Raw genomic sequence first — 13,409 nt, forward strand, 5'->3', positions numbered from 1 at the left:
GCCACACGTGCGCGCCGTGCAAAACTAGACAGATGTGTCCTCAGGTGTCAAGTTTTCCAGGCTGAGCAAACGGCAGAACGGGAATCAACCACCGCTCGAGGTAGCGACGCAAACCGTCGTCCTCGTGAATGGAGGGGTCGTCGAACAGGATGACCGACAGCGCCACCCGAACGAGGACTCCATCGATACCGTCGAACTGCGCGGAATCGAATCCGGGATTGCGCTCGACGTATCCGTCCAGGAACTGACGAACCACCGGTAGCGCACGCTCCATCATGTCCGCGTCGAAGAGCGGGTTCGCGTTGCCCGAGCGCAGCAACGAATTCAGAACCGGTTCGCGCCGAATGAGATGGCGTGCGGCGACGATCGTCTCGACGATGAACTGCGTCGGAGTCTCGGCCCGATCGGCCTTGTCCCGTATCCCACCCATGACATCGACGACGAGTCCGATCATGGCCTCGGAGATCATGTCCTCGCGGGTGGTGACAATCGAGTACACCGTCTGACGGGTGACACCGGCTGCCCGAGCCACTGCCGCGATCGTGACGCCCTCGAAGCCGGACTCGGCGATCAACCCGAGTGTGGCGTCGAGAATCTTCTGCTTGGACCGCATGGTCCGAGTATGACGCCACGGGCGAACGATATGCTCACACTGTTCGACACAGGGGGGTTCTGGATTTGAACGACGACATGACGGCCGGATCGACGCGGCGAACGATCACCGGTACGACCAGTGGAGATCTCGACGTGATCGAGGCCGACGGGTTGATCCACGCACGGGGAATTCCCTACGCCACCGCCACGCGCTTTCGGAAGCCACAACCGGTGAACACCCCGGGGACGACGCGGGACGCCACCCGCCGTGGCCCGGCCTGCATTCAAATCCCGTCCCGACTCGACAACGTCACCGGTCCGATAATCGACACACTCGACCAGAGCGAGGACTGTCTCGTGCTGTCGGTGACCGCTCCTGTTGCGGCCGAGGGACTTCCGGTCATGGTGTGGCTGCACGGTGGCGGCTATGTCTCCGGCGGTGGGGAGGCGGAGAAGTACGACGCAGACCACCTCGTCCGGGAGGGCGTGGTGGTCGTCAGCGTCACCTTTCGGCTCGGCGGTTTCGGCTACCTGACCCCTAAAGACACGGGGGACAGCAACATCGGCGTTCAGGATCAGATTGCCGCACTGCACTGGGTGTCGACCAACATCGCTCGATTCGGCGGTGACCCCACCAACGTGACCCTGTTCGGTCAGTCCGCGGGCGGCGATGCCATTCTCTCCCTGATGGCGTGTGAGGCGGCTGCAGGGCTGTTCACCAGAGCCATCGTGCAGAGCGCACCACTCGGATTGCGATCGGGCCGTTCTGCTCTGTACGCCACAGCGCGAAAGGCTTTCGCAGCTCGGTTCTCCACGGACCCGGCCACCGCACCTGCGTCGGATGTTCTGGATGCCGAGCGGGCCGTGACACAGGCTGTGCGCAGGTTCGGTGCCGCGGGCGGAATGCCGTTCGGGCCGGTTGCGCACCTCGAGCCCCTCTCCGGTGACCCCGACGCCGCCCTACGCGCCACTGCCACTCGCGTCGAACTGCTGATCGGCCACACCAGAGACGATGCTGCCCCGTTCGTGGACATCGTGACAAGCATGCTGTGGCTCAACAGGTTCGGAATTGTCAGTTCGACGCTCACCGCTCCGGTCGTCCGTCTCGTCACCAACCTGCTGTTCGGCGTGGATTCGATGGTGAAGATGTGGCACCGCGCCGGTGGTCAGGTCGCATCGTATCGAGTCGACTGGGCACCGAAAGGTGCTCCTCTGGGGGCGTGCCACTGCATCGAACTGCCGCTGCTGTTCGGTGAAGCATGGTCGGATGCGCCCATGTTGGCGGGCAACACACCGCCGTCGGCGTTGGCCGCCAGAGTCCGTCGAACATGGGCAGCCTTCGCCAGAGAAGGAGTGGCGGGGCTGCCTGCGCGCTCACTGGTGTTCTGACAGCCCCTCCCCCCGTCGTCAGAGCTGAGTGTCGGCAAGGACACCGGCAATAGCGAACCCTCCGGCAATGGCGCACCCGGCCACCCGCGTCCGCTGCGGCAGATACGCCGTCAGGGCGAACGCACCGGCATCCCAGACATCGACGGCCACCCCGGCGCGCAGCAAGGGGCGCACCAACTTCGGTGCATACATGGTGGCCGCAAACAGCCCGCCTCCGATGTAGATCTCGCGAATTCCGAAGGTGCGGGCGGCAGCTCGCGTGGTCGCCACTGCTGCGTCGGGCCCGGCGAGAAGTTCGTTGGCGCGAGTGGGCGCGATCATGTGGGCGATTCCGATTGCGGCACGGCCCAATCCGACGATTTCGGGCAGGCGTCGTACAAGTGTGGAGCCAGTAGTCATGAATGCGTTCCTCAGGTAGTGGAGAGAGTGTTCTTGCGAGCCAACCGCCGGAGCAGACCGGCGGGCTTCTTGATGCCGAATGCGACGATGGTGGTGCGGCCGTCCTCATGGCTCCACTGCAACAGGGCAGACCCGTCGTCGACGGATCCTTCCAGAACGGTCGGATCTCCCTGCAGGGGTAGAGGACCGACGACTTTAATGGACAACCCCAGGATTTCGGTCCAGAAGTAGTCGTCGGTGGGTGCGCAGGTCGGTTCGATGCCGAGCGCGGAGGCTGCGGCAACTTTGCCCTGCGCAACGGCATTGGACCAGAACGGTGCTCGACGGGACGCTGTGCGCGAGTACGCGACATCCCCGGCCGCGTAGATGCCGGGAATGTCTGTAGCGCAACGGTAGTCGATCCCGACCCCGATCCGATCCGCGATACCGGTACCGTCCAACCAACCCGTCTGCGGCTCGTCACCGGCGCAGGTGACAACAAGATCGGCAGTCAGCGTTCGATCTGCGAACTCGATACCCGTGACGGGGTCACCCACCAACGCGACGGGGGCGTCCGCCCGCACGAACTCGACCGAGGCAGCCTCGGCTCGCGCGACTATCGCGTCGGACAGGAAGGAACCCAGGAGCCGTTGCAACGGTGGATCCACATCGACGACGGTCACCGCTATCCCGCGTGCAGCGCAGGCACTGGCGACCTCCATGCCGAGGAATCCTGCACCCACCACGATCGCGGTCGCGGCATTGTCCAGTGCCGGACGCAGGGCACGGACGTCCGCGAAGGTCCGCAGCACCGTCTCACCCGACTGATCCGGACCGGCGATGCGCCGGGCGGACGCTCCCGTGGCCACGATCAGAGCGTCGTAGGGAACGTCGATTCCGGCCGTCGTGGTGACCGTTCGTCGTGTGGCGTCCAACGACACCGCCGGATCGACGATCGCCGTGACGTCGAGATCCGAGATGTCCCACGTCTCGGCCTCGGCTGCTTCACCTTTGAGCACATGCTTCGACAACGGCGGTCTCGCGTAGCAGCCGTCGGCGTCGGCACCGATCATGACGATCGAACCCCGGTGCCCGCGGGCGCGGAGCTCACGGGCGGCGGTACACCCGGCGATGGAGTCTCCGACGATGACGATGCGACGGTCGGTGGCGCTCACTTGCTCTCTCGGAGAGCTGCCACCGGACACGCTCCGATCGCCGAACGTGCCGTGGAGGCAAGACCGTCGGGTATGTCGCCGCCGTCGAAGGCGTAGTGGAGCTCGCCCTCGTCGTCCAGGCTGAAAACCTTGGGAGCTTGATCGGCACAGATGCCATGCCCTTCGCACCGATCCCAGTCGACGTCGATTCTCATTGCGATGTCCTCTCTGCAGCCACCAGTTTCAGCGGCAGTTGTTCGTATCGGTGAATGACGTTGTTGACGGCCCTCTTCGGTGTTCCCGAGGGGACGATTCGTTCGACCCGGCGCGCGAGCACCCGGAGCATGGCCTGCGCTTCGAGGCGCGCCAATCCTTGGCCGGCGCAGCCGTGCGTACCCGAGCCGAAGCCGAGCTGGCGGGCCGCATCGCGGGTGATGTCGAAGGCGTCGGGGTTGCCCCATTCCCGCTCGTCTCGATTCGCCGACGCGTAGATCACCAGCACACGGGCTCCTGCTGGAATTCTCGATTCGCCGATATCGGCATCGCGCACAGCCCGTCGAGAAAATGCTCGGATGGGTGACTCGTACCGGACCACCTCGTTGACGGCGTTGGGGATCAGGTCCGGGTTTTGCCGTAACGCCTGCCACTGCTCGGGATGTCGAGCGAACAGGTCCAGTGCGCCGGAGATTGCTCCGATGGTGGTATCGAGTGACGGTCCGAGGTAGTCGATCATCAGTGCCGGGCACGCCGATTTCTCGAGTCGATTCTCGTCGGCGGCGATCAGCACGTCCTCGCCCATACTTCCGGGCAGGACCGACCGCTCACGCACCACCCGCTTCGAGAAACTCAGCATCTCGATGGCGGCCTTGACCGCGGTGGCCGAATGCCGATTGACGGGGCCCAGTGAGTCGAAAGTTGCTCCGGCCCAACGTAGAAGGTCCTCGCGGCCATCCTCAGGCCAGCCGACGAGATCAGGGACGATCGACATGGGCAGCGCCGTCGCGAGATCGTCGACTCCGTCGACGTCCTGTTTGCTCAACGCGGCGTCGACGATGCTTTCCGCCTTCTCCGAGATTGCCGTGGTCATCTTTCGAACTGCTCGCGGAGTCAGACGGTGAGCCAGAACCGCGCGCTTGGATGCATGCTCGTCGCCATCGCTGTTGAGGGTCGTGCCCCGGCCGAGCCGGTTGGCGATGGGGTTGAGCGCGACGCCGTCACCCGAGATGAAGGTCTCGTCGTCGAGCAGTACTTCCTTGCACTCGGCATACCGAGGGATCGCGAACACCTGCTGACCCGGTAGCCACACCACCGAGCCCAGCTGCCGCAACCTGGCGTAGTGCGGGTACGGATCGAGAATGGCGTCGGTGGAGTAGATGTTTCTGCGGTACTGGGGAATCGACACGTCGGTTCTCATCAAGTCCTCGATGCGGCCACGGATCCGGCGAGGTCCGCCAGACATTGACGATATCGTCACTCACCGCACCTCGCCGCGTCAAGCTTTTTTGACGAATTCGTCAATATTTATCGCGATAGGCTGCCGTCACCACCTTCCAGAGCAGGAGCACACCGTGACCGAAGGCAACCGTGTCGAGCGCCGCAAGGCCCGCACCAGAGCCGCTCTCGTTCGGGCCGCGCAAGGATTCCTGGCGAGCGGCAAAACCAACGCACCCGTTCTGGAAATAACCCAGGCCGCCGACGTCAGCAATGGATCGTTCTACAACTACTTCGAGAGCAAAGAAGAGCTGTGGCAGGCCGCCATCGACGCGGCCCTCGAATCCGCAGGCGACTTCCTCGACTCGCTCACTGTCGGCCTGGACGACCCCGTCGAGAAATTCACGCAGTCCTTCCGGTTGTCCGGACGACTGTTCCGCCTCGAGCCGGAACTGAGTCGCGTTCTGCTCAACTCCGAGGCTGCGGCATTTGCAGCAGCCGGTGGCCTGGCACCGCGTTCACGCCGCGATATCGAATCGGCCGCAGACCAAGGGCGATTCGATGTGGACGACGCAGATGTCGCACTCGCGATCGTGGCCGGCTCCCTGCTGTCCATGGGGCGACTGCTGCTCGCCCAACCCGAGCGTGACGAAGCGACAACAGTGGACGGCACGACACAGCGCGTGCTGCGAGCACTCGGGATCTCCGCCGACGAGGCCGAAACTTTGTGCAGCCGCGAGCTTCCGACGTCTTACAGGCGCGGAGTACACGCAGCGATCGACCCCACAACCCAACCGCCCGCCTGACCGGTACGAGCGCGAGAAGAACGGGCCCCGCACGCGCGGTGGCCGTAACGTCAGGCTCTGTGATGTCGCGCGGGGGCGTGCACAGGCACCTCGGCGGGAACCGATGCGGCAACGGGTTCAACCGTCCGATCGCCACCGCGCGTGCTCATCTTCATTAAGTTCTGCAGTTCGTCGTGAATAGGTGTGTCGGTCATGAGACTCGACCTTCTCGACCTGGGATGCACCAGGTCGGTTCGGTTTCGCTGAACCATGGTGTGTGATGCATGAGCGGCGTGACCCCGACCCTACGGCCGGTCGTCCATTCGAGTTGCATCACCGATGCTCACGTGTGCTCTCCACAGCAGAGTTCACGACGCGCGCCGCCAAGACCGCCACCCGGGTGTTCTCTCGTTGCGATTGTTCGGCCAGAGCGGCGAACGCGGCATCGGGAGAAACACCTCGCACCGCTATCAAGATGCCCTTGGCCTGCTCGATGGTAGCGCGGGTTCTCATCGCGTCGCGCAGGCCGGCTGTCTCCTGTTTCGCTTCTTCCGTGTGTCGTGAATTCCATACCGCGGCTTCTACCGCCGTGACGAACATTTTCACCAGAACTTCGTCGATGTCGCTGAAGCCATCGCCGTCGAAGCTGTATATGTTCAGAGATCCGGCGTGTTCGGAGTCGACTGCAAGAGGCGCGGACAAGTAGCTCTTGACCCCGAGGCCGGAAACCGCGGCTGCGAACGTCGGCCATCGGGCCGCGGCCTCGTCGACGCGGACACAGACGATGCGGTTGGTTCGAGCGGCCTCGAGACAAGGGCCTTCGTCGGCGTTGTACTGGTCGATGTCGATGTCCACGACACGCGCGTCCGAACACGCTGCGGTTTCAGGATTCTCCGAATCATGATGCAACAGTGTGACTCCCGCCATCTCCGCTCCGGGTACTGCAGCGACGACCTGCTCACAGAGCCCTTGGAGGAGCGCCTCGAATCGACTGTGTTCGAGCAGAATTCCACGGAACACGTCGAGTGCCTCGAACGTGTCCTCAGCGAAATAGCCCTCTGCAGAGGGAGGACGGGTCGGTGCCGACAGAGCCGCGAGGATTTCTTTGTCGAAATCAGCTTCCGCTCTGGCTTCTTTCGGCGTCGAGTTCTCGAATTTTCGGTCGGTCATTGGATCGAGTCCCAGATGGTGCAGTCATTACACCTGTTGACGTGCGCGAGGCCTGTCGACGGTGATGACCTTCACCGAATTCCCTCACGGTACGCCCGATGTCAAACCGAAAGGTACGGTCCGGACAGTCACGACATCGGCTGTCGACGAGCTGGGGGCTCGGGGTCTACTGTCGCTCACGTCGACATGACCTACAGGATCGAGTCCGAGTGCTCACCTACAGTTTCAACCTCGACTATCGGGGAGTGTGCCCCATCTGTGACCACGTCACGTTGGGTGAGAACGTCATCGATTCGCCGCCCGTGGGACCGGCCAACAGCCGCATCTATGCCTCGTGTGAAGCGTGCGGATGGGAAGGACCGGGATGACGGCTCAGCCGATCACCGGCAGCCGATCCTTCGTCAATTCGTCGAGTTCTGCCTGCATCGCAGAGTGAACGCGATGCGCGAAGTCCTCTGCGGACTCGTCGGGCTCGGGACGCATGGGCGCGAGAACCGACGTCTGCAGCTTCGTCGGTAGCGGGAGATACGGAAGCAAGCCGACAACCCCGACATTGACACCCCAGGGAATCGATACCGACAGCGGCACAGTCTTGACCCGAAGCGCCGTCTTGTCCAGCCGAAGAGCTTTGGCAATGCGCTTTCCGCTACTGAGGACGAGGAGAGACTCACCCGCTCCCGCGGTCACCACCGGAACGATCGGCACCCCAGCCTCCATTGCCAGACGGGCGTAGCCGCTGCGTCCGGCGAAGACGATCTCGTTGCGTTGCCGCCACGACTTCAGTGCATCGAGGTCCCCGCCTGGGAAGACCAGGACATTGTGTCCCTCCTCGAATGCATCGAGAGCGTTCTGTCGAGCGGCAGGCCGAGCGCCGAACGGCTCGAGCAATTTCCCTGCACGCAGAGTCCACGCGATCTGGTGCGTCAACGCGATGATCTCCCTGGACAGGTTCAGATCGTCGTACGCCGCAGAGAACGCGAAGACGTTCAGATCGATCACTCCGCCGAACCCGTGATTGCACACGAACAGCACGGGCTCGTCGGGAACCGGTTGCGCCACGGACACTTCGAGGCGGTTGTACAGACGCACCGCATTGATGCCGAGGGCCCGAATCGCGCGAGGTACTTTGTGCATGCGCGCACTGTATCGGGGGCCGTCCGCATCCGTATCGGGATCCATCACGTCCGGTCGTTCAGAAATGCCTCGAGTTCCGCGAGGAATCGTTCGGGCATCTCGATGTGGGGCCAGTGCCCTGTTCCCTCGATATCGACCGACGAGGCAGAGGGAACCGCCTTCAGGAAACGCTCGACGTCGGACAGCGGAGACAGGGGGTCTCCCGGTCCCCTGATGATCCGCGTCGGACACGTGATGCGGTGCAGATCGGCACTGGGATCGCTCGCGAAGGTCGACAGCAGGGCAGGAAACGACCCGGTCGCGCCCAGTTTGGCCATGACCTGTTCCATCACCTGCGGGTCCAGCTGTCGCGGTGCCTCCACGAACGGCCCGAGCACCAACGACAGCGCAGTGGGCGAATGCGCAACTCTGCGGGCAAGCCGTGCAGGAAGTGGCATGCCGATCGTGGCCAGCTCCATCAGAAGTGTTGCCACCGAACGTGGTTGGTTACGAAAGGTCTTCACCGGGCTTCTCACCAGGCCGGTGAGCGACAGTATCGGCCCACCGGTGATGACGAGTCGCTCGACCAGATCGGGCCGTTCGATCGCCAGGCGGGTAGCAACGATGGAGCCCATCGAATGCCCGACGACCGTCGCCCTCGGCACCTCGAGCGCATCGCACACCGCCGCCACCGCACGCGCCATGCCCTCGAAACTCACACCGGCACGGGAGAATTGCGAGTCGCCGAAGCCCGGAAGATCGACTGCGATCGCACGATGCGTCCGCGCCACCTCCGGCAAGATCTGGACGAACCAACGCCAACTCGCCGCGATCCCGTGGAGGAAGATCACGACCTCGCCGCTGCCGCTCGAGTTCAGATCGACCAAGCGAATTCGTTTGTCCTCCAGGAGAACATCTCGTGTCGCGCTCTGCCAGTCGATTCCCTGCCAACGTACACGGTCGGGATGGGGCATTGTCTCTCTATCTCTCGTGCGACGCTGCGCAGGCAGTCAGATCCGGGACCGTGCGACGTCGTACACGCTGCGCCACCGTGTCTCGAGGAAATCGGCCAGCGCCGTTCCGGCCTCGCTCGCCGAACCTGGTGTACGCCAGACAACATGTCCGTCGGGTCGCACCAGTATCGCCCCGGACGTACCGACCTCGTACAGGTCGATCAACCGGCCACGATCGATGCCCGACGGCGCGTCGGCCGCCACCATGACCACCCCGGGGCCGCCTGCGTCGAGCTCGGAGACCACCGGATCCCACTCGTGACCAGCAAACGTCAACAGCGTCAACTTGTTTCGATCCAGCGTGTCGTGCGCGTCCACCGAGGTGCCGTTCACCGACAGGACCGCGTGTGGGAGGCGGGCACCAGGGTAGGTGGTGGGCAGGTAATCCACCACGTCTTCGGCGGGCTTGGCCGAAGGATCCTGTGCGATCAACGGACCGGCGTAGAGATAGCCGAATTGCAGGCCGATCGAGACGAAGTGCTCCACCTGACCCGGAATCGCGTCGGCGATCTCGCGGCGAAGCCGAGCCGAACCGGGAGCGCCGGGGTTCACCTTCTGCGAGCGCGCCATCTGCCGCTGTGTCGCCCCGGCCGCCAGCGGCGCGATCAACTTTCCTGGAATCTTGTTCAGCGGCGGACGGCCCATCACCTGTGTCGCCTTCGCCAACATCTTGTTGGTGATGCCCACCCTCTTGCCGATGTCGTCCATCCGGAAATGGTTCGCCACACTCTGCTCGGCGAACTTCTCCACCACCGGGCGGCGTTCCGTCTCGTAGGTGTCCAACAGTGAATCGGAGGCGTCGCCCGACAGAACGGCGTCGAGCTTCCACGCCAGATTGTGGGCGTCCTGAACACCCGAGTTCAGGCCGAAACCGCCGGTGTGCGGAAACCGGTGCGCTGCATCGCCGAGCAGGAGCAACCGACCTTGTCGGAACGCATCGGCGGTCTGCGAGGTCATCACCCACGTTCCGGTCGATTCCAGATCGAACTCGTGATCGCCCAGCACCTTCGGCAACGTGCGCAACCAGAACGCGCGACTGTCCTTGGCGATCTCCTGCTCGGGGTGCAGGTAGGCAGTCATCAGAATGTATCGATGGTCGGCGTGCGCAATCATCACGCCGCACAGCTCGGGCGTGTATATCCAACTGAGCAGCGGCCGAGAATCGTCGGGGAAGAGCGTCTTCGAGGTGAAGAAGGCGCTACCCATGTTTGCCAGCACCGGCCCGGTCAGCCCCACCCCGGTACCATCTCGGGTCGCACTGTTGGCGCCGTCGCACGCAAGCACGTATTGGGCCTCGATGTCGGTGATGCCACTCGCGCAACGCCCACGAACACGAGCGCCGGACGAGTCGGATTCGACGGACTCGACGGCGCATCCGCGCCTGAACTCGACCAACGGTTCGGCGTCGAGTGCATCCCACAGGGCCGGCATCAGCAGATGCTGACCAATGTGCGATACCAGGAACGGGCTCTGGCTCTCGACGATGGCCTTGCGCTCGGGGTCCGAGAGCAGGTCGATCGAACCGATGGCCTCGTCCGCGAGATCGCCGTACCAGCTGATCAGATTGACCGTCTCGTGCGGTGGCGACATCGCAGCGATGGAGCGGGCCAGCTCCGGGCTGTACTCGTTCCAGATCTCGAGAGTGCGGGCGTTGATGACGTGCGCGGCGGGATGAAACAGCGGCGCTCCTCGTCGCTCGAGCACGACGCTGTGAATCCCTCTGGACGCCAACAGCAATGCGGCGGTACAGCCGGCCGGCCCCGCCCCGACCACGACGATCGGCGCAGTCATCGGACCACCGTCTCCTGAGTTCCCAGATCGATGGTCCCATCGGTGGTCCTGATACCGGCGGTGATCACGTCGTCCACCGAGAGATACTTCGGATTCTTCGCCTGCCGGGCGAAGAAGAACTTCCACTTCAGAGCCGGTGGAATCAGCTCACCGATCTTCTGCACGATCCTCGGTGGCGCGGAAATGGCTGTCCCGATGGGAGTTCCGGTGAGGAGAACGTCACCGGCGGTCATGTTCTGAAAACGGGCCAACCTGGTGAGCGCCTCGGCCGGCGGAGTGATGAGGTCGTTGCCGATCGTCTGATCCTGGCGGGTCTCGCCGTTGACGGCCAGCGTCATGTGCAACTCGGGGATGCGACGGAGCTCGTCGTTGTCCAACAACACCAACCTCGGGCCGAGCGGGGTGAACGTGGGATACGACTTGCTCTCGTAGACCTGGACCTTCGTCAGCTGGATCTCACGAGCGGATACGTCGTTGGCCACGACCACACCGGCCACGTAGTCCGAAAGGTTGTCGTCGGTGACCGTCGTACCGACCGGGATCTCGGCACCGACGACGATTCCGAGTTCGATCTCGTAATCCAGCAGCGCTACCTCGGCAGGCTGACGAATGGGATCGAACGGGCCGGAGACCGACGCCGAGGACTTACGAAAGAACGTCGGCTGCAACGTGTTCGGATCGGAGCCGGCATCGATCGCGTGGGATCGATAGTTGAGCAGTTGCGCCACCACCCGACACGGCGTGGTGATCGGAGAGACGAGCTCGAGCTCGTCGACACTCGTACCCGCGCCCGATGCACCGGTGATGGCACCGCGGTCGGCGAGAAGTTCGCGGGTGGTCTCGGCCTCGGTGTCGATGCGGACTGCACGGTCGCCGTCGAGACGCCACCAACCGTCGACTGTTCGAACTACGTTGACAGACATGTGATTCTTCCTCCCCCTCGTTGGATCAGCAGCTTGTTGTGTCACAGAGTTTTCGGCGTGATGGTCTTCTTGTTCGCGACGACCGGACGCCCGGGCCGAGTTCCGGCCTCGCGTCGGCGAAGCTCCTCGTGGGGCACGCCGTTGCGCAGCTGACTGAGCAGGTAATCGGGGTCGATGTTGACGCCGATGGGGTTCTTGGCGAACTCCTCGGTGAAGAAGAATGCCGCGGTGTTCTCGGCGTCGAAGTTCTCGACCTGGAACTCGAGCCGCACCCCGTCGGGATCCTCGTAGTAGAGCGAGATCGTCGGCCCGTGATTGATCGACCAGACGGGGAGGATGTCCATTCGCTTGAGTCGCACGTAGTTCTCCAGCAGCCGCTCGAGGGAGTGGAACGTCAGCGCGATGTGGTCGATTCCGTAGGCCTTGCGCCTGAACTTGGCGAACGGGAACAGGAACCTGACGGGCTTCGGCACTGCGATGATCGCCAACCGGTGCGACTCGTCGTCCCAGGTCAGGAACGTGATTCCCTCGTCCTGATAGACGATCTCGGCACCGAACACCGCTCCGTACCACCGCACCATCTCCTCGGTGCGAGCGGACTTGACCACCCAGTGGGCGATGAGATCGGGCGCCACCCTGGGCGCTTTCCGACTCTCTGCATCCTGCGTCGTACTCATCGAACGACCTTTCTTCGGGTCACCTGTGTGTGGCCGACGCTACGTCCACTTTGACTACTAGTCAAGAAGTTGAACGATGGTCAGGAGAGCCTGCGTGTGGTGCGCTAATGTCGGATCGGTGTCGACCAACCCGCCTCCCGGAGCCGAGCGGTCCCACCGTGCCCGCCCTCGCAAAGACCGTCGCCAAGCCCTGATCGACGCCGCGATCGAGCTACTGGCCGAGGGCAACAGCGCCGACATCAGCGCAGCGGCCATATCTCGTCGCGCAGGAGTGGCCCACGGGCTGCTGTTCTACTACTTCACCGACAAACAGGGCCTCGTCGCGGCAGCGCTGGCCGACGTCCTGGCGAACCTGGCCGAATTTCAGGAACCCGAGGCCGGTGAACAGTCCGTGCGGGCTCGCGTGGAAGGTTTCGTGCGCCGGCACATCGAGTTCCTCGAACGCCACCGCGCCCTCTACGTCCGGGTGATCCGTGAGGGAGAACTGGGCGATTCCGTCGTCGAAGACGCCGTCCGGAAGGCCCGCGCGGAGGGCGCTCAGCAGGTCGCGGCTCTCGCCGAGCTCTCGGAACCCCTGTCTCCGTTGCAGAGTGCCGCCATCTCCGGGTGGACCGGCTTTCTCGATCGCACTGCCGACGCGTACTTCGACACCCCGGATCTCGAACTCGATGCGGTGGTCGAATTGATCGTCGACACCTTCGAGGCTGTCGTGGGGGCAACGCACGCGCCTCCGGAGACGGGTAATCGGGATCAGTAGGACCAAGGTCGAGCCCCTCACAGGACTCGAATTGAGCAATCTGCACCATTCGAGCGGCAACACTTGCGCAGCTGGGTAGACGCCTGGTCCACTGTCCCCCATCGCAGCTCAGTTGCACTTCCGGCGATTCGAAACCCGAACGCCCGCCCGGACCCTCGGACCACACTCGGTCCCGCGTCGTCCGCTCTTTCACGTGCCCTCCGGTCTCGGCCGGCATCAGGACGTTCTTCATCG

At 63.7% G+C, this 13,409-nt stretch carries 14 protein-coding genes; 3 read left to right on the forward strand and 11 right to left on the reverse strand.

Going from position 1 to position 13,409, the window contains the following annotated elements:
• Positions 1–40 precede the first annotated feature (40 nt).
• Complete coding sequence (locus tag AB0362_RS07155) at positions 41–613, reverse strand: TetR/AcrR family transcriptional regulator (protein WP_366235313.1); 573 nt, start codon at positions 611–613, stop codon at positions 41–43.
• 65 nt (positions 614–678) lie between these two features.
• On the opposite strand from AB0362_RS07155, the gene AB0362_RS07160 reads away from it, so the two are divergent.
• Positions 679–1,983 carry a carboxylesterase family protein gene (locus AB0362_RS07160; RefSeq protein WP_366235314.1) on the forward strand — a complete coding sequence of 435 codons (1,305 nt, stop codon included), beginning with the start codon at positions 679–681 and terminating at the stop codon, positions 1,981–1,983.
• 18 nt (positions 1,984–2,001) lie between these two features.
• On the opposite strand, the gene AB0362_RS07165 is transcribed toward AB0362_RS07160, so the two are convergent.
• From AB0362_RS07165 to AB0362_RS07180, 4 genes are read right to left on the reverse strand one after another with little or no spacing between them, the layout of a single operon-like run.
• Positions 2,002–2,382, reverse strand: a complete 381-nt coding sequence (locus AB0362_RS07165; protein ID WP_366235315.1) for a hypothetical protein — start codon at positions 2,380–2,382, stop codon at positions 2,002–2,004.
• A gap of 11 nt (positions 2,383–2,393) precedes the next feature.
• A complete protein-coding gene (locus AB0362_RS07170) occupies positions 2,394–3,536 on the reverse strand; it encodes an FAD-dependent oxidoreductase (protein ID WP_366235316.1) in 1,143 nt (380 codons plus the stop codon).
• A complete protein-coding gene (locus AB0362_RS07175; protein WP_366235317.1) occupies positions 3,533–3,730 on the reverse strand; it encodes a ferredoxin in 198 nt (65 codons plus the stop codon). The genes AB0362_RS07170 and AB0362_RS07175 overlap by 4 nt, the downstream gene beginning before the upstream one ends.
• Positions 3,727–4,929, reverse strand: coding sequence for a cytochrome P450 (locus tag AB0362_RS07180; protein ID WP_366235435.1), 1,203 nt, complete (start codon positions 4,927–4,929; stop codon positions 3,727–3,729). Before AB0362_RS07180 ends, AB0362_RS07175 begins: the two co-directional genes overlap by 4 nt.
• Before the next feature lie 154 nt (positions 4,930–5,083).
• On the opposite strand from AB0362_RS07180, the gene AB0362_RS07185 reads away from it, so the two are divergent.
• Positions 5,084–5,752: a TetR/AcrR family transcriptional regulator gene (locus AB0362_RS07185; RefSeq protein ID WP_366235318.1), complete on the forward strand. Its 669-nt coding sequence runs from the start codon at positions 5,084–5,086 to the stop codon at positions 5,750–5,752.
• A gap of 312 nt (positions 5,753–6,064) precedes the next feature.
• On the opposite strand, the gene AB0362_RS07190 is transcribed toward AB0362_RS07185, so the two are convergent.
• From AB0362_RS07190 to AB0362_RS07215, 6 genes are all read right to left on the reverse strand, one after another.
• The gene (locus AB0362_RS07190) at positions 6,065–6,901 is read right to left on the reverse strand and encodes a GAF and ANTAR domain-containing protein (protein WP_366235319.1); all 837 of its coding nucleotides are present in this window, start codon (positions 6,899–6,901) and stop codon (positions 6,065–6,067) included.
• Positions 6,902–7,273: 372 nt separating this feature from the next.
• On the reverse strand, positions 7,274–8,035 hold the full coding sequence (locus tag AB0362_RS07195; protein ID WP_366235320.1) for a lysophospholipid acyltransferase family protein: 762 nt from the start codon (positions 8,033–8,035) through the stop codon (positions 7,274–7,276).
• 44 nt (positions 8,036–8,079) lie between these two features.
• Positions 8,080–8,988 carry an alpha/beta hydrolase gene (locus AB0362_RS07200; protein WP_366235321.1) on the reverse strand — a complete coding sequence of 303 codons (909 nt, stop codon included), beginning with the start codon at positions 8,986–8,988 and terminating at the stop codon, positions 8,080–8,082.
• Positions 8,989–9,024: 36 nt separating this feature from the next.
• Positions 9,025–10,818, reverse strand: a complete 1,794-nt coding sequence (locus tag AB0362_RS07205; protein ID WP_366235322.1) for an FAD-dependent oxidoreductase — start codon at positions 10,816–10,818, stop codon at positions 9,025–9,027.
• Entirely contained in the window at positions 10,815–11,741 is a 927-nt protein-coding gene (locus AB0362_RS07210) for a fumarylacetoacetate hydrolase family protein (protein ID WP_366235323.1), read from the reverse strand. Before AB0362_RS07210 ends, AB0362_RS07205 begins: the two co-directional genes overlap by 4 nt.
• A gap of 41 nt (positions 11,742–11,782) precedes the next feature.
• Positions 11,783–12,418 (reverse strand): VOC family protein, encoded by a 636-nt coding sequence (locus AB0362_RS07215; RefSeq protein ID WP_317809907.1) that lies wholly within the window; start codon positions 12,416–12,418, stop codon positions 11,783–11,785.
• 118 nt (positions 12,419–12,536) lie between these two features.
• Between AB0362_RS07215 and AB0362_RS07220 the strand changes: the two genes are divergently transcribed.
• Positions 12,537–13,175 carry a TetR/AcrR family transcriptional regulator gene (locus tag AB0362_RS07220; protein ID WP_366235324.1) on the forward strand — a complete coding sequence of 213 codons (639 nt, stop codon included), beginning with the start codon at positions 12,537–12,539 and terminating at the stop codon, positions 13,173–13,175.
• Positions 13,176–13,409 lie beyond the last annotated feature (234 nt).

The sequence above is a fragment of the Rhodococcus sp. NPDC079359 genome (genome assembly GCF_040702585.1).
Taxonomy (GTDB): Bacteria; Actinomycetota; Actinomycetes; order Mycobacteriales; family Mycobacteriaceae; genus Rhodococcoides.